Origin of the sequence: Qipengyuania seohaensis, from assembly GCF_002795865.1 — a bacterium.
GTDB classification, from domain to species: domain Bacteria; phylum Pseudomonadota; class Alphaproteobacteria; order Sphingomonadales; family Sphingomonadaceae; genus Qipengyuania; species Qipengyuania seohaensis.
The window spans coordinates 2,766,054-2,789,621 of the sequence record NZ_CP024920.1 but is presented as its reverse complement, the minus strand read 5'-3'; the positions used below and the strand labels follow the sequence as shown (position 1 = coordinate 2,789,621).

The window sequence follows — 23,568 nt, the reverse complement described above, 5'->3', positions numbered from 1 at the left end:
ACCAATTCGGAAGAGCGCGGGATGTCTTATTCTCCACAGACGGTGGAGAAGATCAGTCGTCCCTCACCGCCGCGATCTTGCGCCGTGCGTCGCGAATGGTCGACCACGCGCCATAGGCGACCAGCACACCGAGGAAGATCCACACCCAGACAGGAATATTGCGGCCCGCGATGGCGAGATAGAGATAGGCCGACACGAAGCAGAACCCTGCACACAGCGTGGGCAGGACCGTCGATCGCTTCGCCCGCGCACGCTTCACGAGCCACGCCATCGAGGCGAGGAAGAAAGGGATCGCGCCTACGTAAATGGCGCCGAAAATGTACGGATTGACGCCATATTCGGCGCCAAGCGACAGAAACCACTGATTGATATCGGCAAGCATGGCCTATCCTTCGCTCGTGATCGGCGTCCGGTTACAGGAGCTTCTCGATATCGTTGGCAATGGACTTGGGCGCATCGTTGGGACCGTACCGCTTCACCACCTTGCCATCGCGATCGATCAGGAACTTGGTGAAGTTCCACTTGATGGACCGCGAACCCATGAGGCCCGGCTTTTCGGCCTTCATCCAGTCGAACAGCGGGCTCGCGTCTTCGCCATTGACGTCGACCTTGGCCATCAGCGGAAATGTGAGGCCGAAGTTGACCTTGCAGAACTGCTCGATCTCTTCCGCGTCGCCGGGCTCCTGGTTGCCGAACTGGTTGCAGGGAAAGGCCATCACCTCGAACCCCTTGTCGGAGTATTCCTGGAACAGCTTTTCCAGCCCGTCGTACTGGGGCGTGAAGCCGCACTTGCTGGCCGTGTTCACCACGAGGAGAACCTTGCCGAGCTTGTCCGACAGATCGACTTCCTCGCCCTTGTTGTTGGCTACGGTAAAATCGGCGATGGTCGTCATTCGGATGCGTCCTTGCGGCGGTAGATGAGGTCGAAACTGTCGGTCCACGTCTGTCGGTGATCGACACTGGCTTGTCCATACTGGCGGACCGAACCGTCGCCTTGCACGGAGTAGGTCGTTGGCACAAGTTGCGAGTTGCCGTGGGCGACCTTGCCCGTTTCTACCAAAGCGCCCGCAAATCCCTCACGAGCGCGGATAATCCGGATGCTTCGAGAGTTCGGCTACCTCTGCGGCGTGATATTCGCGGTCACCGGCCTTCTCGATGTAATAGCCGGACCGCTCTTCCTCAGGCAGCAGCATCATGTGCTTCACGAGGTCGGCGAACGTGCCGGAGCGCAAGCCTTTCGCTGCGTCGAGCACGCCGTCACCATCGCCCGTGCGATGCAGGGAAGCCCTGTCATCCCACTGGATGCCGGGTGTATGCGTGTCGTCTGCCTTGAAGGTGCTGGGGTGGTCGGTCATCGATTGTCTCCTTTCCCGATCAACGAGCAAGAAGACCTTCGGGTCCGTCAACCCAGCACGCCCTCGTGCAGCCTGACGACGCGGTCCATCCGCTGTGCCAGGCGTTCGTTATGTGTGGCGACCAGCGCGGCACTGCCTTCCCCCCGCACCAGTTGCAGGAACTGCTCCAGCACCTTGTCGGAGGTCGCCTCGTCGAGATTGCCGGTAGGTTCGTCTGCCAGAACGAGAGCGGGACGGTTGGCGAGACCGCGTGCGACCGCAACGCGCTGCTGTTCGCCTCCGGAAAGCTGGCTCGGTCGATGGGTGAGGCGGTGGCCGAGACCCAGCGCAGTCAGCAACTGATCGGCCCGTTCTTCCGCCTCAACGCGCGGTCGCCCTGCCACCAGCTGCGGGAGAACCACGTTTTCGCGAGCATCGAAGTCCGGCAGGAGATGATGGAACTGGTAGACGAAGCCGAGGTGATCGCGGCGCAAGGTCGTCCGCGCATTGGCATCGGATTTCTCCGCCGAGTTGCCGGCGAGCACGATTTCGCCCCCGAAACCGCCTTCGAGCAGGCCGACGGCTTGCAATAGGGTCGATTTGCCCGAGCCCGAAGGTCCGAGCAGAGCGACGATTTCACCCGGCATGATCTTGAGGTCGACGCCGCGAAGCACGTCGATCCGTTCTCCGCCCTGCTCGAAACTGCGGGTCAGGCCTTTGAGTTCGACGACGGGATTACTCATAGCGAAGTACCTGTACCGGATCCGTGCTCGCCGCCTTGAGCGCGGGATAGAGAGTGGCGAGGAAGCTCATTACGAGCGCCAGACCGACGATCATCGCGATCTCGACCGGATCGACCTTCGCCGGGATCGTGCTGAGGAAGCGTACCTGCGGGTCCCACAGGTCTGCGCCCGTCAGCCATCCGATCCCCTTCACGATCTGCTCGCGGAAAGCCAGCACCAGGGCACCGAGCAGCAAGCCCGCTATCGTGCCGAGCGCGCCGACCGTGAAGCCAGTGGTAACGAAAATCTTGGTCAGGCTACGGCGCGTAGCGCCCATCGTGCGCATGATCGCGATGTCTCGCGTTTTCGCGCGGACCAGCATCACCAGGCTCGATAGAATGTTGAATGCCGCGACCAAGACCATGAAACTCAATGCGAAAGCCATCGCTGCCCGTTCGACCTGAAGCGCCTCGAACAGCGTGGAATTGATGGTTTTCCAGTCCTGGACGACTGCCCTGCCCGCAAGCTGCATCTGGACCGGTTCGAGGATGTTCTCGACCTCGTCCGGGTCCGTAACCTTCACTTCGATCATGCCGACGGTATCGCCGATAAGGAGGAGCGTTTGCGCATCCTGCATCGGCATGACCACGAAGGCGCCGTCATAGTCGTAGACGCCGATTTCGAAGATCGCGGATACCTCGTAACCCACCTGGCGCGGGACCGTGCCGAACGGGGTCGAGCGTCCCTGCGGGTTGATCACCGTGATGGTATCGCCCACCCGCGCGCCGATATCTTCCGCAAGCCGTACGCCGATGGCGACCTTGCCTGCGCCCGGCTGCAAGGCGTCCATATTGCCGCTGATCGTCTTCTGTCCCAGCTCCCGCAAATCTTCCAGCGTGTTGCCTCGCAAGAGGATCGCCTTCGCGCGGCCGTTGAAGGTCACCAGCAGCGGCTGTTCGATCAGGGGCGATGCTTCGACGACGCCGGGAGTTTCGCGGACTTCCTGAAGCACGTTTTCCCAGTCATCCAGCTTTCCGCCATATGCCTGCACGATCGCATGACCGTTCAGGCCCACGATCTTGTCCAGAAGTTCGGCGCGAAAACCGTTCATGACGCTCATCACGATGACCAGCATGGCCACGGAGAGCATGACCACGGTGATGGAGATGCCTGCGACAAGCGCGATGAATGCCTCGCTCCTGCCCGGAAGCAGGTAGCGTTTGGCGATGGCACGTTCGAATGGAGAAAGGATCAAGGCGGCTCTTGTCTGTCGTTGTCCGTGGCCAGAGCGTTTAGGCAGACAAATCTGGCCACGCAATGAATTGCACCGTTTGGTCCACCATTCTCCTGCGCAATACCCTTGTAATCGGACCGTAACATCGCCATTGGACCGCCATCGGTTGGCAGCGCGGACGGCACCCAGTGAATATGTCCCTCGGGAATTGCACCCACCCCTTCCTCGACGAGGATGGCGACAAGCTTCGTGAGGAATGCGGCGTGTTCGGCGTTATCAACGCCGCTGACGCCTCTGCGGCCACCGCCCTCGGGCTCCACGCACTTCAGCATCGCGGCCAGGAAGCCGCCGGGATCGTCGCTTGGGACGGCGCTGAATTCCGCGCCCGCCGAGGCCTTGGACACGTCGCCGAAAATTTCTCCTCCGCTGAAGCGATCGCGGAACTGCCGGGTCACATGGCCGCCGGTCATGTGCGCTATTCGACGACGGGCGGCGCAGGCCTGCGCAATGTGCAACCACTCTATGCCGACCTCGCAAGCGGCGGTTTCGCCGTCGCTCACAACGGCAATATCTCCAACGCCGGAACGCTGCGCGAGGAACTCGTACAACGCGGGGCGATCTTCCAGTCGACCTCCGACACCGAAGTCATCATCCATCTCGTCGCGACGAGCCGCTATCCCACGATCGTCGATCGACTGGTCGATGCGCTAAGATTGCTCGAAGGTGCCTACGCGCTCATCGTGATGACGCCGGAAGGCATGATCGCCTGCCGCGACCCGCTCGGCATTCGCCCGCTCGTCATGGGCCGGATCGGCGATGCCATTGCCTTTGCCAGCGAAAGTGTCGCCTTCGACGTGGTCGGCGCAGAGATGGTTCGAGAAGTCGAACCGGGCGAACTGATCAAGGTCGATTACGACGGCAATGTGGATTCGCTTCACCCCTTCGGCACGCACAAGCCGCGCCCCTGCATTTTCGAGCACGTCTATTTCAGCCGTCCCGACAGCTTCTTCGCAGGCCGCAGCGTCTACGAAGCGCGCAAGGCCATCGGCGCGGAACTCGCCAAGGAAAAGCCGGTCGAGGCAGATCTCGTCGTCCCCGTTCCGGACAGCGGCGTGCCGGCCGCCATCGGATATGCGCAGGAAGCGGGCATTCCCTTCGAACTCGGCATCATCCGCTCGCACTATGTCGGCCGGACCTTCATCCAGCCTTCCGACGGCGCGCGCCATGCGGGGGTAAAGCGCAAGCACAACGCGAACCGGATGCTGGTGGCGGGCAAGCGTATCGTCCTGATCGACGATTCTATCGTGCGCGGCACCACCTCGATGCAGATCGTCGAGATGATGCGCGATGCGGGTGCCAAGGAAGTCCATTTCCGTGTGGCCAGCCCGCCTACGGCACACAGTTGCTATTACGGCGTCGACACGCCCGAACGCTCCAAGCTGCTGGCCGCACGCATGGATGTCGAACCGATGCGCGAATTCATCAAGGCGGACAGTCTTGCGTTCGTTTCGATCGACGGCCTCTATCGCGCCGTGGGCGAAAAGCCGCGCGTGAAAGAGTGTCCCCAATTCTGCGACGCCTGCTTCACCGGTGACTACCCCACCTCGCTGACCGATCTCAACCGGCGTGACGACAAGCAGAAGCAGCTCGCATTTCCGGTAAACAAGGTCGCCTGACATGACGAAGCCACTCGATGGGAAGCTCGCCCTGGTGACGGGTGCGAGCAAGGGTATCGGCGCCGCAACGGCTGTCGCTCTCGCGGAAGCGGGTGCGCACGTAGTCCTTACCGGCCGGGACGTCCGGGCGCTGGAACAGGTCGAAGACCAGATTCACACCGTCGGCGGGGCATCGACCATCGCGCCGGTCGATTTGGCCGAAAGCGACGGCATCGCCCGCTTGGCGACCGCGATTTCAGGTCGGTGGGATAAGCTCGATATCCTCGTCATTTCAGCGGCCTACCTCCCCGCCCTCACACCGGTTACGCAGATCGACGGCAAGCAATTGAGCCAGGCGGTCACGGTCAATGTCCTGGCAACGCAGGCCCTGCTGGCCAATTTCGACCCGCTCCTGAAGCGCGCCGATGCCGCCCACGTGATCGGCCTTACCAGCAGCGTCGGCGAAACGCCGCGCGCCTACTGGTCCGCCTACGGCAGCACAAAAGCGGCATTCGACAATCTGCTCGAATCCTATGCGCAAGAAGTTGAAAAGATTTCCAGCGTCCGTGTGGCTGTCATCGATCCCGGCGCAACGCGTACCACCATGCGCGCAAAGGCCTATCCGGGAGAGGACCCGCAGACGGTCAAGCCTCCGCAAGCGGTTGGTGCACGCCTCGTGGAGCTACTTGTTAACGATTTCGAGACCCGCCACCGAGAGCGGATCGAAAGCTAGGTTAACCCTATCCCTCGACTAATCCGTAATCCTCCTGAGAGAGATTCCGCTAAACATCGCGCGCGTTTTTACCCGGACGTGCAGTTTCGCAAAATTTCAGTCTCAGCAAGGTACCGGACATGACCTACCAGACCCAGGATCGCTACTCGGTAGCAGCGCAGGAAGACCGGTGCGCACCGCGTACCAAGCTCACCATCCCCGGCCAGCTGCGTGCCAGCGGTGGCCGCGCCTTCCAGACGGTGGTGCACGATTTGTCGATCTCCGGCTTCTCGGCAGCGGCCATCAACCGGATGCACGAAGGGCAGATGTGCTGGCTCACGCTGCCCGGCCTTGAATCGTTGCAGGCCCAGGTCGTCTGGTGGGAAAACTGCATGGTCGGGTGCGCATTCAGCGAGCTTCTCTCGCCGATCGTCCACGACAACATCCTCGCCCGTTACAGCGGCGAAGGCGTCTACCGCCCCTACTGATCAAACCAGTCAGGCGACAGTGCCGACGCAATGGCGGCGACCGCTGGGCGCTGGCCTGAACCTTCGTCCGGTATCTCGTCGTCGGTGGCGGTGCGCCCTATCGGTCTCCGCCACCACTTGTTTCGAGGCTCAATCCGCCTGTGCCGCAATGCCATAGACGAGGTCGCGGAACTTGCCTCGGTAGGCGTTGCTCGTGGCCGTCGGCCAATTGCTGACCACGGCCACCACCAGATCGCTTTCCGGCACGATGGTAATCGCCTGGCCGAAAATGCCCTGCGCGCCGTAGGCACCCTGCGGGTAGGACCACCACTGGTAACCGTATCCGAAGCCCGGCGCATTAGGGGCGAAGGAAACCTGCGCCGCGCCTGAATCGGCAAACCAGCCCTCGGGCACGACGCCATCCCCGCCTTCAAGCACGAACTGGCCGAACCGAGCGTAGTCCGAAAGGCGCAGCGAGAGGCAACAGCCGCCGATATTGCCGCCGGTGAGGTCCTGCATCCAGAACAGGCCTCCTTCGAAGCCTGCGGGCTCCACGATCTTCTCCGCTGCATAGGCAGCGAGCGACTTGCCGGTCGCTTCCTCGACGATGAGGCCGAGCAAATTGGTCTCCAGCGTCTTGTAGACCCATTTCTCACCCGCCGGCGCCTCGCGCGTCAGCGTGCGGGCATAGGTCACTGCCTGCGATTCTCCTGCAACCGGCGCGATGGCCAGCATCTTCGCAACATCGCTGTCCGGATCGGTGTAATCCTCGTTCCACGCCACACCCGACGTCATCGTGGCGATCTGGCCTACCGTGACGCCATCGTAAGCGGTGCCGGCAAGAGCGGGAATGATCGACGTCACTGGCGTGTCGAGACTGTCGATGAAACCGTCCTCGATTGCCGAGCCGAGCAAGGAGGACGTGAAGCTCTTGGCGACGGAGAAGCTCGTCCAGCGGTCTTGTGCGCCAAGGCCCAGGCCATATTCCTCGAACCGGACCTTCCCGTCTTCGAGCACCATTACCCCGCCAGCCTGGGTGTCAGCCATGAAGCTGCGGATCGCGGCGACGGTTTCGGCATCGAGGCTTTGTCCGCGTGGGAAAGCGCGAACGGTATTGGCGGGCGCAACTTCCAGGCCCGGGAACAGGGATTCCATGTCGCGGAAAGCAGCGGATCGGCGCTCATCGCTCCAGAACAGGATCGAATCGCCCGGATCCATGCTCGCCATCTGCTCCGGCATGCTCTGGCTTACGGCGGGAGGCGCGGCGTCGGCCGTCTCGACCGGACCCGAATAGGCTGCAGAACATCCGGCCACGGCCAAGGCCGTCATCGAAGCAAGTATCGCACGCATCATCTCTCTCCCTCATTCACCAGTGTTACCTGATGCACATCTATGCCGCCCCCGCGGAAGCCGCCTTCGCAATACATCAGGTAGTAGCGCCACAGATTGCAGAACCGCGCATCGAAACCTCGCGGCAATTCGCCTTCGCGTTCCGCGCGGTCGAATGCCTCACGCCAGATGCGCAGGGTTTCCGCGTAATCGAGCCCGAAATCGGCCTGGTCACGCCACTCAAGGCCGCGCTCTTCCGCCAGCTTGCGAAATTCGCTGGTCCTGATCAGCAAGCCGCCGGGGAAGATATAGGCCTGGATGAAATCCGCGCTCTTTGCGTACTCGTCGAACAGGTCGTCCCGCATGGAGATGTACTGGATTGCGGCGCGTCCACCCGGTTTCAGGTTGCGCGCGATGCAGTCCATGAAGGTGGGCCAGTATTCCCGGCCAAGCGCTTCGACCATCTCCACACTGACGATGGCGTCGTAGCTGCCTGCGGTGTCGCGATAGTCCTGCTTGCGAAAATCGACCGCCGGATCGTGGCGTTGCCTCGCCCATTGCAGCTGTTCGTCTGACAGGCTTATCGCCGTGACGTCACTGCCTCGTGATGCAAAGAAATCGGCCAAGGCGCCCCACCCGCAGCCGATCTCGAGCAGGCGCTCGTGATCCCCGAGACGTGACGCCAAGGCATCCCACTTGCGTCTCTGGCCGGCTTCGAGATCGTTTTCAACGACTTCCAGGCCGGAGGAGTAGCTCATAGTGGGATCGAGCCAGGCGGCGTAGAAATCATTGCCGAGATCGTAGTGCGCACTGATGTTCTTCTGCGCGCCCTCATGCGTATTGCGATTGATCAGATGCGCCAGTTTCAACCCGTGGCGAAAGGGTCCCTTGGCCCGCGCCGTGTCGCCGAGGCGGGACGCATGCTGCATGAACAGGGCAAACAGCGGCACCGGATCGGGGCTCCACCATTCTCCCGCTTCCCATGCCTGATACCAACCCACCGAGCCATTGCTCGCAAGGCGCACCAGCGCATTCCAGCTGCGCAATTCGACGTCGCACTCGAAGCCGGGTTTGCGGCCACCAAGGACACGCTTCGTGCCGTCGGGCAAGCTGGCGCGGATTTCACCGGAGACGATCGCTCCGTCGATACGATCGAGGATCTTGCCGAAGCCGGGAGCGACTAGCCGTGCGAGAAACCCCGGCTTGCGGGCGAAGGGTTTCGCCCCGTCGAGCAGATCGCGTCCGCGCTGGCTAATTGGCATGTCCATGGGCGCCGCTATGCCGTGCAGCGAAGCGGGCGACAAGTCCGCTAAGACTTGCTTGCCCTATACGCTTCCAGGGCCCGTTCGCGCGCTTCCTTATGCGCGATCATCTTGACCGGATAATCGCCGCGCTTTTCGTCCGGCGGATCGTGGATATTGTCGTCGGACAGGCCTTCCAGTTCCGGGACGTATTCCCGGATATAGTCCGCGGCATCGAATTTCTCGCTTTGCGTGAGCGGCGCCATGATCCGGCTGAACATGTTGCTGTCGACGCCGGTGCCGCTGATCCATTGCCAGTTGACGCCGTTATTGCCGTAATCGGCATCCACCAGGCAGTCCCAGTACCACTTCTCGCCGAAGCGCCAGTCGATCAGGAGGTGTTTTACGAGAAAGCTGGCGCAGATCATCCGCACGCGGTTGTGCATCCAGCCCGTCTGCCACAGCTGGCGCATACCGGCATCGACGATGGGGTAACCGGTCATGCCGCGCTGCCAGCACTTGAGGTCTTCCTCGATCAGGTGGCCGGCATTGGGATTTCGCCAGAGGGTCCTTTCGTCGTAATCGCGGTAGCTCTCACGAGGGTAGTCGGGGAACTGATCGATCACGTTCTGCGCGTAATCGCGCCAGATGATCTCCTTGGCGTAGGTCTTCCACCCGTCGCTGCGCTTGTCCTTGAGCTTGTGCCAGACCTGCGCGGGGCTGATTTCACCCCAGTGAAGGTGCGGCGAAAGGCGCGAGGTGATGTCCTGCGAAGGCAGATTGCGGCCCTCGTCATAGTCCGCGACCTCGTCCGTCCACCAGTCGAGCCGTTCATGTGCGGCGGCTTCGCCGAAGTCCCAGAAATCGCGGATGCCCCCTGCCCAGTCAGGTTTTGTCGGAAGCAGATCCCAATCGGAAAGCTCATCGCTCTCCGGCCAGCTATCAGGTGACGAGATCGTTTCCGGCTCGCCCAGCACGTCGCGCGGGGGCATTACTTCGAGCATCGCCTTCGAAAAGGGCGTGTAGATCTTGTACGGATCGCCCGAGCCTGTCGTCACCGAGCCGGGCGGCAGCAGGTAATTGCCATCATAGAGGCACAGCTTGCCATCTTCGCCAAGCGCGTCGCGAAGCTCGTCTTCCGCCTCCTTCCACCACGGCTCGTAATGGCGCATGGCGTGGATGCAGCTTGCCCCAACCTCGTCGGCAATGGAGGCGAGGATTTGTGGTGCATCACCCTTGCGCAGGACAATTTTCGAGCGGCGGCTGCCGAAGCTCTTGCCGAGGCTTTCCAGCGAATAATGGAGCCACACCAGCGAGGCGCCGCCATAGGCGTGATCGCCCGCGCGGTCCTGGTCGAGGACGAAGACGGGGATGACAGGTCCTGCCTGTGCGGCGGCATGGAGGGCGGGCTGGTCCGCCATGCGCAGGTCGCGCCGTAGCCAGACGATTTGGGGAGAGCTCATGCGGACCTAACCGCTTTTCCCTCCCGAGAGTTCCGTCTTGACCCCATCGCAAATGTCGGATGGCAATTGAACCTCGAAGCGACCCGTAGCGCGGGGGTCGGAGAAACGCGCATCTCTCAGCCAAAGTGTGCCGTCTGCCTCCGGCACGATATAGGGCGTTCTCGCCCAGAACAGGAACGCGTCGATCTGGCTATCCGTAGCGCGAGCGCGCTCGAGATCGCAGCGGTCGAGCGGCACGCCGGGAAAGGTGGTGTCCTCGCCAAGCGTGTAGAGGCCGTTCCCCCCGGTAATCATGTCGCGTTTCCACGACCACAGGGGTGGCGGGCTGGCGATCACGATCTCGGTGCCGGTCGGGCTGCCAGTGACGCCGCGCTCCGCATTGCCCGTGATGAAGCCTTGCAGTGCGATATAGATGCCGGCGAGCGAAAGCGCGATGCGCGCGGGCCGCTTCCACTCCCCGCCCCGCTTCTCGCGCCGCAGCGAGAACCATGTCGCAAAGCCCATCAAGAGCCACAGCCAGATATCGATTATGAACAGCGTATCGCCGTAAAACCACCGGCTGCTGAACGGCTCAAGCAAGCGAATACCATAGACGTTTAGCCAGTCGAGCGCCGGGTGGGTCAGGCAGCCGATAAAGCTCAGCAGGAACAGCCATTTGAAGCTGACCGGCAACCGGTCCTCGGGTCGCTTGCCGCGGCTCGCCTGCCAGCGGTCGAAGCCATAGAGCAGGCCAGCGAGGATCAGCGGCAGCAACACTAGCGCAGGTGGACCATGCGTAATCCCTCGGCGGAAGCCGAGATGCTCCACGCCCTCAAGCCAGAAGAAACACGCCGCATCCACATCGGGCAGGTTCGCGCCGATAATCAGCGCGGGCATGGCGAGCCCGGTCTTCTTTTTAAGCCCCGCCTGTCCGATCAACGCACCGACGAGGCTGTGTGTCAGATTGTCCAAGCATTTCCTCCCGCCGATACCCGATAGCTTAGTTCGTGAGTTGGGCTGTTATGACCACTCCGCAATTGCTGCGCATCGCGCAAGGCCTTTGGCAGAAAATCCAGGACGAATACCGGCTGCTTCTCGGATTTGTTGTCGCGATTGGCCTCGCGATCACCTTCGGTGCGCTCGCGGGCGAAATGCTGGAGGGCGACTTCGGTGCCTTCGACAAGAATTTTCTTCTGGCTCTCCGTCATTCGGATGACCTCGCAACTCCGATCGGGCCGCATTTCATCCAGACCGCCATGGTGGACATCACCGCCATGGGAAGCGAGACGATCCTGACGCTCGTCACGCTGATGGCGCTGGGGTTCCTCCTCCTACGCAAGCGCTATCGCCAGACGCTACTGGTGGCGGCAGCCGTTGGCGGCGGCGCTATCCTCAGCGGCATCCTGAAGTCGCTGTTCTCGCGAGCGCGGCCCGATATCGTCCCGCGCCTTGCCGAAGTTAGCTCGGGAAGCTTTCCCAGTGGCCATGCGATGAACAGCGCGATCATCTACCTGACGCTGGCGGTGCTGATTGCGCGCAGCTACGAGGATGCGCGCACACGCAGTTTCATCGTTGGCCTGGCGACACTTGCCACGCTCTCGATCGGCTTTTCACGCCTGTACCTGGGCGTTCACTGGCCGACCGACGTGCTGGCGGGCTGGCTTGTCGGCCTTGCATGGGCGCTGCTCATGGGAATGATCGCCATCACCCTTCAGAAACGGCACCAGATCGAACAGCCCAGCGAGAAAACGAAAGGCGAAGAACCGCAGCTTTAGATCGGGTCCTGCGCCGTTCCGCTGACGGTCCAGGTCTGTCCCTTGCCGAGCAGCTTGGCGAGATTGGCTTCCTTGCCTTCGCTCGCCCGCTTGCGTTCTTCGATCACCGCGTCTTCGAAGGTCGGGCGCGGGTCGTCGTAAAGGACGCCGAGCGCCATCGGGAACGGGCCGAAGGGCATTTCGATCAGCATATGCGCGACAGAGCGGTTGGTGACGTCGTGGACGATCACGCCCGCCGCTTCCCAATCGCCATCCGTCACGTCGACGACCTCGAGGTTCAGCGTCTCGCGATTGAGCGCGATGCCCTTGGTGTCGCCGGCGAACAGCATCGGCTTGCCCTCTTCCAGCCATAGCTGGCGATCTTCCGCACCCTTGGGCGCCGCGAAATCGTTGAAGACGTCCTTGTTGTAGACGATGCAGTTCTGGAAAATCTCGATGAAGGCCGCGCCCTTGTGGGCATGGGCAGCCTTGAGCACATCGGGCAGGTGCTTCGACACGTCGAACCCGCGCCCGATGAAGCGCGCACCGCTGCCGAGGGCGAAGGCCGCCGGGCGAGCCGGATGGTCGTAGCTGCCGATCGGGGTGGAAGGCGACTTGGTGCCTTCACGGCTGGTCGGCGAGGCCTGCCCCTTGGTGAGACCGTAAATCTCGTTGTTGAACAGCATGATCTGCATGTTCACATTGCGGCGCAGGACATGCATCAAGTGGTTGCCGCCGATGGACAGGCCATCGCCGTCACCCGTCACCAGCCACACGTCGAGGTCCGGATTGGCAAGCTTTGCACCCGTGGCGAAAGCAGGCGCGCGACCGTGGATCGTGTGGAAGCCGTAGCTCTCGATGTAATAGGGAAAGCGGCTCGAACAGCCGATGCCCGAAATGAACACCGTGTTCGCCGGGTCTGCCCCAAGCTGCGGGAGCGTGCGCTGCACGGCCTTCAGAATGGCATAGTCGCCGCACCCCGGACACCAGCGAACCTCCTGGTCGGTTTCCCAGTCCTTGAGCGTTGTCTCGATTTTAACGGGTGCGTTCATCAGGTTTTCCAGTGACAAAGGTTCGGACAATCAGGAGGACTTCGGTAGCGAGAAACGCGGCTAACATCCCCAGCAAGAACGGATCCATCGTTTCGGATTGCCAGAACAGGTAGCCAGCGGAGAGTGCCAAGGCGAACCCGAAGATCATTCGCCCTGCAAGGGTCTTGTCAAAATCGAATTGATATCCGTCTCGTCGCGATGGTTTCAGTGGCGAACCGAGGATCATTCTGAACCCAAGGATGATTGCCGCCCCCAGCACGAAAACCCAGCTTCTCGGCAGCTCATCGTCGATGACGATTTCGGCGATCCCGATGCCAACTGCCAGCCAGGCTATGGCAAGTATCAATGTCAGACGCTCGTTCCTTCCAGCCAGCATAGGTCAGCTTTCCGTACTCGGAAGCTGCTGGTCGTTGGCCGGGACCTGACCACCCTCGTTGCCTTCGACGCGGTCGAAGAACTTGCCGATCTCGCGTTCGAGCTCTGCTATCTGGAACGGCTGGCCGCTGGTCTTGGTGAGCGGCTGGGCATCGACGAGGAACTGGTCGCGCAGCACGGTCTTGAACTGGCCGGTGTTCATTTCTGGCACCAGCACGTGGTCGAATCCGCGCAGCAGGTCGCCGAGGTTCTTGGGCATCGGCCAGATGTGGCGCACGTGGATGTGGCTCACATCCATGCCGTTTGCGCGGCAATTGTCGACAGCGCGATGGATCGGGCCATAGGTCGAGCCCCAGCCCACCACGGCTAGCTTGCCGGACGTCTCGCCGAGGCAGACGTCCTGGTCGGGCACGGCGATATTGTCGACCTTGGCCTTGCGCAGGTCGGTCATGCGCTGGTGGTTGTCGGGCGAGTAATCGATGTTACCGGTCAGCTCGTGCTTCTCGATGCCGCCGATGCGATGCATCATGCCGGGCGTGCCGGGCTTGATCCACGGACGCGCGCCTTTTTCGTCGCGCTTGTAGGGCAGCAGTTCCTCTCCGCGCGGTTCGGTCAGGAACTGGGCGGGGAACGGCTCGAAATCGGCCGGGTTGGGCACCTTCCACGGCTCGGCCGCATTGGCGATGTAGCCGTCGGTCAGCAGCATGACGGGCGTCATATACTGGGTCGCGATGCGGCAGGCCTCGATAGCGACTTCGAAAGCGTCGGAGGGGCTGCGGGCCGCAATCACCGGCATGGGTGCATCGCCATTGCGGCCATAGACGGCCTGATAGAGATCGCTCTGTTCGGTCTTGGTCGGCAGGCCGGTCGACGGGCCGCCGCGTTGCGAGTTCACGATCACCAGAGGAAGCTCGGTCATGATGCCGAGGCCGATGGCTTCGGTCTTCAGCGCAATGCCCGGACCGGAGGACGAGGTCACGCCGAGCTGGCCGGCATAGCTCGCACCGATGGCGGCGCAGATTGCGGCGATCTCGTCTTCCGCCTGGAAGGTCGTGACACCGAATTCCTTGAGCCGCGCGAGGTGGTGGAGGATCGCAGAAGCAGGCGTGATCGGATAGCCGCCGAAGAACATCGGCAGCTCGGCCAGCTGAGCACCTGCCACGAGGCCGAGGCTGACGGCTTCCGCGCCGGTGACGGTGCGATAGAGGCCCGGTGCGCTTGGCGTCGGATCGATATGCACCTGCTTGAGCGGACCAGCGAGTTCCGCCGTCTCACCATAGGCATGGCCCGCATCGAGCGCGGCGATATTGGCATCGGCAATGTCGGGCTTCGACTTGAACTTCGCCTTCAGCCAGTCATGGATCGGATCGCGCGGACGGTCAAACATCCACAGCGCAAGGCCCAGCGTCCACATGTTCTTGGACCGCAGCGCATCCTTATTGCCGAGGCCGAAGGGCCTCACCGCCTCGATCGTCTTCTCGGAAATGTCGAAGGCCAGCACGTCGAACTTGGCAAGGCTGCCGTCTTCGAGCGGGTTGGCGTCGTAATGCGCCTTGTCGAGATTGCGCTTCGTGAAGGCGCCCGTGTCGGCGATGATCAGTCCGCCCGGCTTCAAGGCGGCAATATTCACCTTCAGCGCAGCCGGGTTCATCGCCACCAGCACATCGGGCGCATCGCCTGCCGTGTTGATCTCACGGCTGCCGAAATTGATCTGGAAAGCCGAAACACCGAACAGCGTACCCTGCGGCGCGCGAATTTCCGCCGGGAAATCGGGGAAAGTCGCCAGATCGTTACCCGCCAGTGCGGTGGAGAGCGTGAACTGCCCGCCGGTCAGCTGCATGCCGTCGCCGGAATCTCCGGCGAAGCGCACAACCACGGCTTCGGGGCTTGCGGGAAGGCCGCTATGCGGCCGGTCGGCGTCGCTCGGGGCGGCTGTTGCCATCCGGTCAATTCCTTGTCGCGCACCGAGTTTCACGGCGCATTGTCAATGGGAGCGCCACCTAGGACCCGCTCCCTCCTCTCGCAATGAAGTTTCTCTGCTAGCCGCAAAAAGCGCAGTGGAAAAGCGTAGCCGACACGCTAAGTCTCTTTTCGCAACGAAAGAGGAGAGAGACGCCATGGCCGATACAGAACATTTTGTGCGCGACGACGTACGCGGCTTCCTGGACATGCTGGAGCAGATCGGCGGCAAGGGCGTGGAGGAAGTGGGCGCGGTCGAGGGCCGCGTGCAGATGAAGACCATGGGCCAGCTGGCAGAAGCCCCGGCCCGCGAACTGGCGGTCAAGAAGGACCTCACCTGCCCCGGCCCCGCAGGCGATATCCCGCTGCGCTTCTATGACGCCAAGGATACGCGCGAAGCAGGTCCCTGTGTGCTCTTCATCCATGGCGGCGGCTTCGTGATTGGCGATATCGAGGTTTACGATTCGCTCTGCACCGAAATCGCCCACCAGCTCGACCTGCCGGTGGTGTCGGTCGAATATCGCCTTGCCCCCGAACACCCCTTCCCCGCCGCGCCCGACGATTGCGAAGCCGCGGCGCGCTGGGTGGCATCTTCGCCCGAGGCACTGGGCCGCGAGATCACCGGGCTCGTCATCACGGGTGACAGTGCGGGCGGCAATCTCACCATCGTCACCACCAACCAGCTCGTGAACGAACCTGCCGACGTGCCGGTGATCGTCCAGGCCCCGATCTATCCGGTGGCGAGCGATGTGTCGCAGCATCGCAGCCTCAAGGACTTCGCCGAAGGTTTCCTTCTCACCGGTGCGGCAATGGCCTGGTTTACCGAGCAATATGGCGGCGACCCCAAGGATCCGCGCAACACGCCGATGGTCGGCGACTGCAGCAATACCCCGCCTACCGTGGTCTGCACCGCAGGGCTCGATCCATTGCGCGATTCAGGCCGCGAATATGCCTCGCACCTGATCCAGCAGGGCACGGAGGTCATCTATCTCGAGTTCCCCGGGATCATTCACGGCTTTACCACGCTGAGAAAAGCGATACCGAGCGGGCAGAAGGATCTCGATGCCTTTCTGGATGCGATCAAGCTTATGGTGGAGCGTTACAGGTGAGTGAACTGGGTTACCGCCCCTGCGTCGGGGTGATGCTGGTCAATGGCGACGGGCGCGTGTTCGTCGGTCGCCGGATCGACAACAAGGAAGGCGACTGGTGGCAGATGCCCCAGGGCGGTGTCGACGAGGGCGAAGACCTCGACCAGGCCGCACTGCGCGAACTGGCGGAAGAAACCGGCGCACGGCCCGAACACGTCTCCATCATCGACCGCATGGCCGAATCCGTCCGCTACGACCTGCCCGAAGAACTGATCGGCAAGCTATGGGGCGGAAAATACCGCGGTCAGGAGCAGGTCTGGTTCCTCGCCCGTTTCTCCGGCAGCGACGAGGACATCGACCTCAACGCGCATGACCCGGCCGAATTCTGCGATTGGAAATGGGCCGAACCCGAGCACCTTCCCGAACTGATCGTGCCGTTCAAGAAGCGCGTCTACCGCGCCGTCGTCGAGGCTTTTCGCGAGCTGGTCTGACCGCTTAGTTCGCTTGCACGCCCTGCGTTTCCGGCAGGGTCGCTTCCGCAGTCATCACAGGAGTTCGCGGACCGGCTGCGATGGCGGCCGCGATTTGCTGCGTTTCGGGGCAGGTTTCACCGCATAGCGACTGAACCGCCGCCAGCTTTTCTCGGGCTTTCTCCAAAGCACCCTTTTCAGCCAGCGCGGCACCTTCGCCAGCCATGGCGACGAGGTTCTGGGGATCGCGGTCCAGCGCCTCGCGATAATAACGGATCGCCTTGCCCTGGAGATTATCCGCCCGCGCCGCTTCGGCGAGGTGGATGAAAATCGGCGTGTATCCCGGATCGACTGCCAGCGCGGCTTCGAAAGCATCGATTGCGCCCTGCGTATCGCCAGCGTCCAGAGCGGACTTGCCCTCGGCAATCAACACACCTGCGCGCGGGGCCGGATCCCGTTCGTTCCCCCAGCTGACACTCGCCGTAAGCGCGAGGGCTAGCGAAAGGGCAGCAGCGGCAGGAGCAAAACGCATTATCGTCTCCGTCAGGGGCGTAATCGCAGATGGGCGCGGATCGGCCATGTCACAAGGCTATCACGACTTTTCTGCACGAGCGATGAAAAAACCGTCCGTCCCGTCGTGATGCGGGGTGAGGCGGATGCCCTGCCCTCGTCCACGCCCTGCGGGGAGATCCATTGCTGCGGCGCTGAACGCTGTATGGCGGGCAAGGAAAGCATCGAACTGCTCCGCGCCCTCTTCGTCGAGCAGCGAACACGTCACATAGACCAACCGCCCGCCTGGCTTCACGAGCCGCGCAGCAATGTCGAGCAGGCGGGCCTGCAGGTCGGTGAGGCGCGCGAGTTCCTTGTCGTCCAGCCTCCAGCGCGCTTCGGGATTGCGGCGCCATGTGCCGACGCCCGAACACGGCGCATCGATCAGGACGGCATCCGCCTGACCCTCGAAACTAGCGAGAGCATCAAGTTCCTGACCCGGATTGAGCAGCACCGTCTCGATATTGGTCGCCCCTGCCCGCTCCGCACGCGGCATGAGGGCCGACAAGCGATTGCGGTCGGTATCGCTGGCGACAAGGCGGCCAAGATTGTCCATCGCCGCGGCGAGCGACAGGGTCTTGCCGCCTCCGCCCGCGCACAGGTCGATGATGGTCTCGCCTGGCTGCGCACCGACAGCAAGGCAGGCAATCTGCGATCCGGTGTCCTGAATCTCGATCTTGCCTTCGCGCCACTCCGGCCATTGTTCGACCTGCGTGCCCGCTTCCAGGCGCAGACCATTGGGCGCGGCGGTCGGCGTGGTTTCGACCGGCAGCGCCAGGGTGGCGCGCTCGGCTTTCAGGGTGTTGACGCGGATGTCCAGCGGTGCGCGGTCCAGCAATGCTTGCGCTTCCGGGCCTGAGATGTCCGAACCGGCAAGCTTTCCCTCCAGCCATTCGGGCGCAATTCCGCCTGCAGCCAACGGTTCGTCGCCAGCCAGTTCTGCCGGACCGTAATTCGACCCATCGAATAAGGCGCAGATGTTTTCGTCGGTTTCGGCGAGGCGCAGCATCGCTGCGCGGCCGGTCGCGGGAACGGGACCGCAGGCGCGAATGGCCGCATAGACCGACTCGCGAATGGCGCGGCGGTCCTTCGATCCGGCAAAACGATTGTTGCGGAACCAATCGGCAAGAATGCGGTCCGCAGGCGCACCTTTCGACCGTGCCGACGCGATAATCGCATCGAGCAGTTCGATCGAGGTCTGGACTCTGGCAGCGGGAGTCATGCTCCCTCGCGTGCCTCAGTATCGCGCCGCTTAATCATCTGCTCGAACTCGCTCGGTTCTGGCATGGGCAGACACCAATGGCGCAAGTCCTCGCGCTCCAAGTGAGCTTCACGCGCAATTTCGTCGAGCATCGCGTCCGCAGCCGCAAAGCACTCTTCCTCGGTCTCGAAGAGATAAGGCTGCCGCTCGAGAGTCACGTGCACCGGTTCGTCGTCCACGATCTTGAGGACGAAGAGCATGAAAGGAAAGAGCAGCTCCATATATCAGCGCGAAGGGTAGTTCGGTGCTTCGCGCGTAATGGATACGTCGTGCACGTGGCTTTCGGTAAGCCCGGCATTGGTGATGCGCACGAACTGCGCGCGCTTGCGCAGGTCTTCGATCGTGGCGCTACCGGTGTAACCCATGGCGGCCTTGATCCCGCCGACGAGCTGGTGAACCACGGCCGCGGCGGCACCCTTGTAGGGCACCTGGCCCTCGATCCCTTCGGGCACCAGTTTCTGCTGGCTGACGTCGGCCTGGAAATAGCGGTCGGCACTGCCGCGTGCCATTGCGCCCACGCTGCCCATGCCGCGGTAGCTCTTGTAGCTGCGGCCCTGATAGATGAAGGTTTCGCCGGGGGCTTCTTCGGTGCCTGCCAGCATCGAACCGATCATGATGCTCGATGCGCCTGCGGCCAGCGCCTTGGCTGCATCGCCGCTGGTGCGAAGTCCGCCATCGCCGATAACCGGCACGCCGGCCTTCTCTGCCGCTTCGGCGCAATCCATGATTGCGGTGAGCTGAGGCACGCCGACACCGGCGACGACACGCGTGGTACAGATCGAGCCCGGACCGATGCCGACCTTCACCGCATCCGCGCCTGCATCGCACAGGGCGCGCGTGGCTTCGGCTGTCGCGACATTGCCCGCGATCACCTGCACGCTGTTCGACAGCTTCTTCACCCGTTCGACAGCCTTGGAAACTTCCTTGTTGTGGCCGTGGGCGGTGTCGATCACCACCACGTCCACTTCGGCATCGATCAGCGCTTGCGTCCGCTCGAAACCCTTGTCGCCGACCGTCGATGCAGCAGCGACGCGCAGGCGTCCGGTGATATCCTTGGTCGCATTGGGATAGGCCACGGCCTTTTCGATGTCCTTGACCGTGATCAGGCCGACGCAGCGCCCGTCGTCGTCGACGACGAGCAGCTTTTCGATCCGGCGCTGGTGCAGCATCCGGCGTGCCTCTTCCTGTCCGGTGCCGAGTGGCACGGTGGCGAGGTTCTCGGTGGTCATCAGCTCGCTGACGGGCTGGTTCGGATTTTCCGCAAAGCGCACGTCGCGGTTGGTGAGGATGCCGACCAGCTTTCCGCCGCGATCGGTCACGGGAATGCCGCTGATCCGGTTGGCGGTCATGATCTGCTGCGCATCGCCAAGCGTCGCTTCGGGATTGATGGTGATCGGGTTGACCACCATGCCGCTTTCATAGCGCTTCACCGCGCGAACGGCGGCCGCCTGGTCCTTCACTTCGAAATTGCGGTGCAACACGCCGATGCCGCCAAGCTGCGCCATGGCGATCGCCATGTCGGCTTCCGTCACCGTGTCCATCGCGCTGGAGATGACCGGGATGTTGAGCTGGATATCGCGCGTCAGCCGCGTGAAAGTCTTGGCCATCGATGGCAGGATATCGCTCTCTGCCGGACGCAGGAGAACGTCGTCGAAAGTAAGGCCGAGGGGGATGTCGATAGATGCCACTGGGAGAATCGCCTGCCGGAGTAAATGTGGCGGCCCATGTAACGACGCTTTGCCGCTGGCGCTAGTGGCTCAGGGCCGATTACTCCGCCGTCCACCCGCCATCGACGCTCCAGTTCGCGCCGTTGACGTTCTGCGCCTCGTCGCGGCAGAGGAATACCGCGAGCGCGCCGATCTCTTCCGGCTGGACGAACTTCTTCGTTGCCTGCTTGACCAGCAGCACGTCGTTGATGACCTGGTCGCGGGTCATGCCGCGCGCCTTCATCGTGTCGGGGATCTGGTTTTCGACCAGCGGCGTCCAGACATAGCCCGGGCTGATGCAATTGGCCGTGATGCCATGTGGTGCCAATTCCAGGCCGATAGTCTTTGTAAAACCGTCGAGGCCATGCTTCGCGGCATTATATGCGCTCTTGAAGGGTGAGGCGACCTTGGAGTGCGCGCTCGCGGTGTTGATGATGCGGCCCCAGCCCTTCTCCTTCATGTGCGGCACGACAAGCCGCGTGGTGTGAAAAGCGGCTGTCAGGTTCAGCGCGACGATCATGTCCCACTTGGCGGCGGGAAATTCCTCGACCGGGGCGACGTGCTGCATCCCGGCGTTGTTGACGAGGATGTCGATCCCGCCGGTGTCTGCCATCATCGCCTCGATCTGGGCGACGTCGGTCAGGTCGGCGCCAGAATGGGTCGCGCCCAGTTCTTCGCACAACCTGGCGATCTCGCCCTCGTCCCCGAAGCCGTTCAGGACGACCTCAGCCCCTTCCGCTGCAAGTGCCCGAGCAGTCGCCAGACCGATGCCCGAAGTCGATCCGGTGACAAGTGCGCGCTTTCCTTCGAGAAACATTTGTGGCCTCAAGTGTTGTGACTAACATACAAGCCATTGCGCAGCAGCGCTGAACGGTCAATCGCGGGGGATGCAGGAATGCGGCTAAATCCATTCAATACCAACAATATCAAGGTTCGCTCCAGCGGGGGCGCCGGCAAGGCTGGCGGCATCGGCTGCGGCACGATCATCATCGCCGCCATCGGCTATTTCGTCTTCGGGCTCGACCCGATGCAGACCGCGAGCACGGTCGAAAGCGTGCAGCAGGGCACGCAGCAGGCGGGACCCGCCAACACCGACGAAGAGGCGATTTGCAGCTCCAGCGAATATGCGCGCGAGGCGTGTAATGGTTTGCAGTCGCTCAACCAGACGTGGGCGCGCACTTTCCAGGAACAGGGCTATGGCGACAGTTTCCGCCAGCCCACGCTCGACCTGTTCCGCAACGGCCGCGTCACGACGCAGGGCTGCGGCAGCGCGACATCGGCCGCCGGTCCGTTCTACTGTCCGGCCGACGAAACGATCTATATCGATACCAGCTTCTACGACCAACTGGCGCAGATGGCAGGCAATCGCGGCGATTTCGCGCGCTATTACGTGCTGGCCCATGAATACGGCCACCACATCCAGACGCTGACTGGCGTATCCCAGCAGATCCGCAGCGCGCAGGCCCAGAACCGGCGCCAGGCGAACCAGCTGCAGGTGCTCATGGAACTGCAGGCAGACTGTTATGCCGGTGTATGGGCAGGCAAGAACCGTAACCTGATCGAGCCCGGCGATATCGAGGAAGGCATGGAAGCCGCCGCCGCCATCGGTGACGACCGCCTGACCGGCGGCCGCGTGTCTAGCGAGAACTTCACCCACGGCACCAGCGCCCAGCGCAGCCAGGCCTTGCGCCTCGGCCTGCAGGGCGATGACCGCCAGTGCGATGCGATCACCAATATCGGTTGATCTACCTGCCGGGATGCAAAAAGGGCGCGGACTTCACGGTCCGCGCCCTTTCCTATTCCAACGCTCGCGGCGTCAGGTCTCGAACGGTTCTCCCGGCTCCCGAACGGTCTGCGACCAGTCGAGATTGCGGGTGGCATACATCACCCCGGCAAGCGCGAAGAACATCGCGACCGAGCCGACGATCAGCGAGGCCTCTTCGAGACTCATCAGCACATAGAGCCCGGCGTAGAGAACGGTCAGCAGGCCGCCGATAAAACCTGCCCGTTTCCACCCGCCGAGCACTGCGGCGCTGTACGCGGTCAACAGTCCGATGATGGCGCCGCTGGCGACAAGATACGCAAGGGCAAAGCCCGCAACCTCGGCAAAGGCCAGCAGCAGCACGAAGAACAGCACAAGTCCTGCTCCGGTCAGCAGGTATTCCGCCGCTGCCACGCGGGCGCCGCCGATCACGTCGAACAGCAGGAAAGCGAGGAAGGTGAAGCCGATGAAGAGGAAGCCGTATTTCACGCTGCGGTCGACCTGAGAGTAAATATCGCCGGGTTCGACCAAGGCGATGGTGGCCCGCGCCACGTCCGAGGCTTCTTCGATCGCGCTGTATTCCGACATCATGCGACGCTCCAGTTCGGCTTCGGCCTCGTCTGCCGGTCCCTGGCCAATGGCGAGCGTTCCGATCGACCAGCTTGCGCTGAAGCCTTCGTCGGAGATGTCGCTGGTATCCGGCAGATAGCGACCCTCGAACCCGGGGTGCTGCCAGGCGGAGGTCACGTTCCAGCGGGTGTCGCCTCCCTCGGGGGCCAGTGACAGGGACCGGCTACCGCGCAGGGTATAGCTGTATTCGAGGTCCAGTGCGTCGCCTTCGCTCCAGTCGTAGGTGCCGTGAAAGCCGCTGCCTTCGCCGCGAGCACGCTGGCCCGGGACAAGCTCGACCGATTCTCCGCCAAGGCTCGCTTTCGCCCCGCCCCGCAAGCCGCGCGCATCGCTGACACCGAAGCGCAGCTGCGCCTCGGACAGGACGAGCTGGTCACGCGTCACATCATAGCTGGAAAGATCCTCGGGTAATTCGAACCGCGCCTGTCCGGTCATGTCGGCAGAGAAAACCACCGTCTCGTAGATCGCCTTCTTCTTGCGTTCCGTATCGAGCCGGGTTTCGAGCGAATGCTGCACCGGGGCAATCAGGATTTCCGAGCGGACCTGCTGCGTCTGCATGACAGACTTGCCATCAACCAGAACCGGAACCTGTTTCTCGGTGAGATAGGGTACGGCAAGGACCGGGGTGGAAACCACTTGCGATCCGCCCGCGCCCGCGGTGATGGTGCTTTCTGCGATGCGGGCCTGGTTCTGCCGGTCGTTCACAAGATCGTAGACCATGATGATCGGGATCAGCAGCACGAGGCCGATCAGCCCCGCTATGACCAGTTTGACTGTGGGGGATCTGTCTCGCATCGTTTCATCTCCATTTTTAGCGATGAAACGT

Annotated in this window: 26 protein-coding genes; 7 read left to right on the top strand and 19 right to left on the bottom strand. The window is 62.5% G+C overall.

Features of this window, described 5'->3' with window-relative positions; genetic code table 11:
- Nucleotides 1-52: 52 nt before the first annotated feature.
- From CVE41_RS13795 to CVE41_RS13775, 6 genes are read right to left on the bottom strand one after another with little or no spacing between them, the layout of a single operon-like run.
- On the bottom strand, nt 53-382 hold the full coding sequence (locus tag CVE41_RS13795) for a hypothetical protein (protein WP_100261172.1): 330 nt from the start codon (nt 380-382) through the stop codon (nt 53-55).
- A gap of 31 nt (nt 383-413) precedes the next feature.
- Nucleotides 414-893: a glutathione peroxidase gene (locus tag CVE41_RS13790; RefSeq protein WP_100261171.1), complete on the bottom strand. Its 480-nt coding sequence runs from the start codon at nt 891-893 to the stop codon at nt 414-416.
- The gene (locus CVE41_RS14670) at nt 890-1,060 is read right to left on the bottom strand and encodes a hypothetical protein (protein WP_157799520.1); all 171 of its coding nucleotides are present in this window, start codon (nt 1,058-1,060) and stop codon (nt 890-892) included. The genes CVE41_RS13790 and CVE41_RS14670 overlap by 4 nt, the downstream gene beginning before the upstream one ends.
- 16 nt (nt 1,061-1,076) lie before the next feature.
- A complete protein-coding gene (locus CVE41_RS13785) occupies nt 1,077-1,355 on the bottom strand; it encodes a hypothetical protein (protein ID WP_100261170.1) in 279 nt (92 codons plus the stop codon).
- Between the two features lie 47 nt (nt 1,356-1,402).
- Nucleotides 1,403-2,077 carry an ABC transporter ATP-binding protein gene (locus CVE41_RS13780; protein ID WP_100261169.1) on the bottom strand — a complete coding sequence of 225 codons (675 nt, stop codon included), beginning with the start codon at nt 2,075-2,077 and terminating at the stop codon, nt 1,403-1,405.
- Nucleotides 2,070-3,311: a lipoprotein-releasing ABC transporter permease subunit gene (locus CVE41_RS13775; RefSeq protein ID WP_100261168.1), complete on the bottom strand. Its 1,242-nt coding sequence runs from the start codon at nt 3,309-3,311 to the stop codon at nt 2,070-2,072. The genes CVE41_RS13780 and CVE41_RS13775 overlap by 8 nt, the downstream gene beginning before the upstream one ends.
- Before the next feature lie 173 nt (nt 3,312-3,484).
- Between CVE41_RS13775 and purF the strand changes: the two genes are divergently transcribed.
- The 3 genes from purF (at nt 3,485) to CVE41_RS13760 (ending at nt 6,145) form a co-directional block, all read left to right on the top strand.
- Entirely contained in the window at nt 3,485-4,966 is a 1,482-nt protein-coding gene (gene purF / locus CVE41_RS13770) for an amidophosphoribosyltransferase (protein ID WP_100261167.1), read from the top strand.
- A 1-nt stretch (nt 4,967) separates the two neighbouring features.
- On the top strand, nt 4,968-5,678 hold the full coding sequence (locus CVE41_RS13765; protein ID WP_100261166.1) for an SDR family NAD(P)-dependent oxidoreductase: 711 nt from the start codon (nt 4,968-4,970) through the stop codon (nt 5,676-5,678).
- 119 nt (nt 5,679-5,797) lie between these two features.
- Entirely contained in the window at nt 5,798-6,145 is a 348-nt protein-coding gene (locus CVE41_RS13760) for a PilZ domain-containing protein (RefSeq protein ID WP_100261165.1), read from the top strand.
- A gap of 129 nt (nt 6,146-6,274) precedes the next feature.
- Here CVE41_RS13760 and CVE41_RS13755 read toward each other — a convergent pair whose 3' ends face one another.
- The 4 genes from CVE41_RS13755 to CVE41_RS13740 are packed head-to-tail and all read right to left on the bottom strand — an operon-like array spanning nt 6,275 to nt 11,108.
- Nucleotides 6,275-7,477 carry a serine hydrolase domain-containing protein gene (locus tag CVE41_RS13755; RefSeq protein WP_332835715.1) on the bottom strand — a complete coding sequence of 401 codons (1,203 nt, stop codon included), beginning with the start codon at nt 7,475-7,477 and terminating at the stop codon, nt 6,275-6,277.
- Nucleotides 7,474-8,721 carry an SAM-dependent methyltransferase gene (locus tag CVE41_RS13750; RefSeq protein ID WP_100261164.1) on the bottom strand — a complete coding sequence of 416 codons (1,248 nt, stop codon included), beginning with the start codon at nt 8,719-8,721 and terminating at the stop codon, nt 7,474-7,476. Before CVE41_RS13750 ends, CVE41_RS13755 begins: the two co-directional genes overlap by 4 nt.
- Nucleotides 8,722-8,762: 41 nt before the next feature.
- On the bottom strand, nt 8,763-10,157 hold the full coding sequence (locus CVE41_RS13745) for a cryptochrome/photolyase family protein (protein WP_100261163.1): 1,395 nt from the start codon (nt 10,155-10,157) through the stop codon (nt 8,763-8,765).
- A 6-nt stretch (nt 10,158-10,163) separates the two neighbouring features.
- A complete protein-coding gene (locus CVE41_RS13740; RefSeq protein ID WP_100261162.1) occupies nt 10,164-11,108 on the bottom strand; it encodes a metal-dependent hydrolase in 945 nt (314 codons plus the stop codon).
- A 35-nt stretch (nt 11,109-11,143) separates the two neighbouring features.
- Here CVE41_RS13740 and CVE41_RS13735 point away from each other — a divergent pair, with 35 nt between their 5' ends.
- Nucleotides 11,144-11,911, top strand: a complete 768-nt coding sequence (locus tag CVE41_RS13735) for a phosphatase PAP2 family protein (protein WP_157799519.1) — start codon at nt 11,144-11,146, stop codon at nt 11,909-11,911.
- Here CVE41_RS13735 and CVE41_RS13730 read toward each other — a convergent pair.
- From CVE41_RS13730 to CVE41_RS13720, 3 genes are read right to left on the bottom strand one after another with little or no spacing between them, the layout of a single operon-like run.
- Entirely contained in the window at nt 11,908-12,942 is a 1,035-nt protein-coding gene (locus CVE41_RS13730) for a 2-oxoacid:ferredoxin oxidoreductase subunit beta (protein ID WP_100261160.1), read from the bottom strand. The two genes, CVE41_RS13735 and CVE41_RS13730, sit on opposite strands and share 4 nt — an antisense overlap.
- Nucleotides 12,926-13,318, bottom strand: coding sequence for a hypothetical protein (locus CVE41_RS13725; RefSeq protein ID WP_100261159.1), 393 nt, complete (start codon nt 13,316-13,318; stop codon nt 12,926-12,928). Before CVE41_RS13725 ends, CVE41_RS13730 begins: the two co-directional genes overlap by 17 nt.
- Nucleotides 13,319-13,321: 3 nt before the next feature.
- Nucleotides 13,322-15,259, bottom strand: a complete 1,938-nt coding sequence (locus tag CVE41_RS13720; RefSeq protein ID WP_100261158.1) for a 2-oxoacid:acceptor oxidoreductase subunit alpha — start codon at nt 15,257-15,259, stop codon at nt 13,322-13,324.
- A 175-nt stretch (nt 15,260-15,434) separates the two neighbouring features.
- Here CVE41_RS13720 and CVE41_RS13715 point away from each other — a divergent pair, with 175 nt between their 5' ends.
- Complete coding sequence (locus CVE41_RS13715; RefSeq protein WP_100261157.1) at nt 15,435-16,385, top strand: alpha/beta hydrolase; 951 nt, start codon at nt 15,435-15,437, stop codon at nt 16,383-16,385.
- A 32-nt stretch (nt 16,386-16,417) separates the two neighbouring features.
- A complete protein-coding gene (locus CVE41_RS13710) occupies nt 16,418-16,855 on the top strand; it encodes an RNA pyrophosphohydrolase (RefSeq protein ID WP_232725867.1) in 438 nt (145 codons plus the stop codon).
- 4 nt (nt 16,856-16,859) lie between these two features.
- Here CVE41_RS13710 and CVE41_RS13705 read toward each other — a convergent pair whose 3' ends face one another.
- The 5 genes from CVE41_RS13705 to CVE41_RS13685 all read right to left on the bottom strand — a co-directional run bounded on the left by CVE41_RS13705 (nt 16,860) and on the right by CVE41_RS13685 (nt 21,167).
- Nucleotides 16,860-17,366 carry a tetratricopeptide repeat protein gene (locus CVE41_RS13705; protein ID WP_157799518.1) on the bottom strand — a complete coding sequence of 169 codons (507 nt, stop codon included), beginning with the start codon at nt 17,364-17,366 and terminating at the stop codon, nt 16,860-16,862.
- Nucleotides 17,367-17,426: 60 nt separating this feature from the next.
- A complete protein-coding gene (locus CVE41_RS13700) occupies nt 17,427-18,605 on the bottom strand; it encodes an RsmB/NOP family class I SAM-dependent RNA methyltransferase (protein WP_100261154.1) in 1,179 nt (392 codons plus the stop codon).
- Complete coding sequence (locus CVE41_RS13695) at nt 18,602-18,865, bottom strand: hypothetical protein (RefSeq protein ID WP_100261153.1); 264 nt, start codon at nt 18,863-18,865, stop codon at nt 18,602-18,604. Before CVE41_RS13695 ends, CVE41_RS13700 begins: the two co-directional genes overlap by 4 nt.
- 3 nt (nt 18,866-18,868) lie before the next feature.
- The gene (gene guaB / locus CVE41_RS13690; RefSeq protein WP_100261544.1) at nt 18,869-20,323 is read right to left on the bottom strand and encodes an IMP dehydrogenase; all 1,455 of its coding nucleotides are present in this window, start codon (nt 20,321-20,323) and stop codon (nt 18,869-18,871) included.
- A gap of 88 nt (nt 20,324-20,411) precedes the next feature.
- Nucleotides 20,412-21,167, bottom strand: coding sequence for a 3-hydroxybutyrate dehydrogenase (locus CVE41_RS13685; protein ID WP_100261152.1), 756 nt, complete (start codon nt 21,165-21,167; stop codon nt 20,412-20,414).
- 78 nt (nt 21,168-21,245) lie between these two features.
- Here CVE41_RS13685 and ypfJ point away from each other — a divergent pair, with 78 nt between their 5' ends.
- Nucleotides 21,246-22,094 carry a KPN_02809 family neutral zinc metallopeptidase gene (gene ypfJ, locus CVE41_RS13680; protein WP_100261151.1) on the top strand — a complete coding sequence of 283 codons (849 nt, stop codon included), beginning with the start codon at nt 21,246-21,248 and terminating at the stop codon, nt 22,092-22,094.
- 72 nt (nt 22,095-22,166) lie between these two features.
- On the opposite strand, the gene creD is transcribed toward ypfJ, so the two are convergent.
- Nucleotides 22,167-23,537, bottom strand: coding sequence for a cell envelope integrity protein CreD (gene creD, locus CVE41_RS13675; protein WP_100261150.1), 1,371 nt, complete (start codon nt 23,535-23,537; stop codon nt 22,167-22,169).
- Nucleotides 23,538-23,568: the final 31 nt, after the last annotated feature.

Bases quoted from the DNA above. Each gene is read 5' to 3' on its own strand.
- CVE41_RS13795 (WP_100261172.1), bottom strand. From the start codon at position 382: ATGCTTGCCGATATCAATCAGTGGTTTCTGTCGCTTGGCGCCGAATAT.
- CVE41_RS13790 (WP_100261171.1), bottom strand. From the start codon at position 893: ATGACGACCATCGCCGATTTTACCGTAGCCAACAACAAGGGCGAGGAA.
- CVE41_RS13785 (WP_100261170.1), bottom strand. From the start codon at position 1,355: ATGACCGACCACCCCAGCACCTTCAAGGCAGACGACACGCATACACCC.
- CVE41_RS13780 (WP_100261169.1), bottom strand. From the start codon at position 2,077: ATGAGTAATCCCGTCGTCGAACTCAAAGGCCTGACCCGCAGTTTCGAG.
- purF (WP_100261167.1), top strand. From the start codon at position 3,485: ATGTCCCTCGGGAATTGCACCCACCCCTTCCTCGACGAGGATGGCGAC.
- CVE41_RS13765 (WP_100261166.1), top strand. From the start codon at position 4,968: ATGACGAAGCCACTCGATGGGAAGCTCGCCCTGGTGACGGGTGCGAGC.
- CVE41_RS13760 (WP_100261165.1), top strand. From the start codon at position 5,798: ATGACCTACCAGACCCAGGATCGCTACTCGGTAGCAGCGCAGGAAGAC.
- CVE41_RS13755 (WP_332835715.1), bottom strand. From the start codon at position 7,477: ATGATGCGTGCGATACTTGCTTCGATGACGGCCTTGGCCGTGGCCGGA.
- CVE41_RS13750 (WP_100261164.1), bottom strand. From the start codon at position 8,721: ATGGACATGCCAATTAGCCAGCGCGGACGCGATCTGCTCGACGGGGCG.
- CVE41_RS13745 (WP_100261163.1), bottom strand. From the start codon at position 10,157: ATGAGCTCTCCCCAAATCGTCTGGCTACGGCGCGACCTGCGCATGGCG.
- CVE41_RS13730 (WP_100261160.1), bottom strand. From the start codon at position 12,942: ATGAACGCACCCGTTAAAATCGAGACAACGCTCAAGGACTGGGAAACC.
- CVE41_RS13725 (WP_100261159.1), bottom strand. From the start codon at position 13,318: ATGCTGGCTGGAAGGAACGAGCGTCTGACATTGATACTTGCCATAGCC.
- CVE41_RS13720 (WP_100261158.1), bottom strand. From the start codon at position 15,259: ATGGCAACAGCCGCCCCGAGCGACGCCGACCGGCCGCATAGCGGCCTT.
- CVE41_RS13715 (WP_100261157.1), top strand. From the start codon at position 15,435: ATGGCCGATACAGAACATTTTGTGCGCGACGACGTACGCGGCTTCCTG.
- CVE41_RS13710 (WP_232725867.1), top strand. From the start codon at position 16,418: ATGCTGGTCAATGGCGACGGGCGCGTGTTCGTCGGTCGCCGGATCGAC.
- CVE41_RS13705 (WP_157799518.1), bottom strand. From the start codon at position 17,366: ATGCGTTTTGCTCCTGCCGCTGCTGCCCTTTCGCTAGCCCTCGCGCTT.
- CVE41_RS13700 (WP_100261154.1), bottom strand. From the start codon at position 18,605: ATGACTCCCGCTGCCAGAGTCCAGACCTCGATCGAACTGCTCGATGCG.
- CVE41_RS13695 (WP_100261153.1), bottom strand. From the start codon at position 18,865: ATGGAGCTGCTCTTTCCTTTCATGCTCTTCGTCCTCAAGATCGTGGAC.
- CVE41_RS13685 (WP_100261152.1), bottom strand. From the start codon at position 21,167: ATGTTTCTCGAAGGAAAGCGCGCACTTGTCACCGGATCGACTTCGGGC.
- ypfJ (WP_100261151.1), top strand. From the start codon at position 21,246: ATGCGGCTAAATCCATTCAATACCAACAATATCAAGGTTCGCTCCAGC.
- creD (WP_100261150.1), bottom strand. From the start codon at position 23,537: ATGCGAGACAGATCCCCCACAGTCAAACTGGTCATAGCGGGGCTGATC.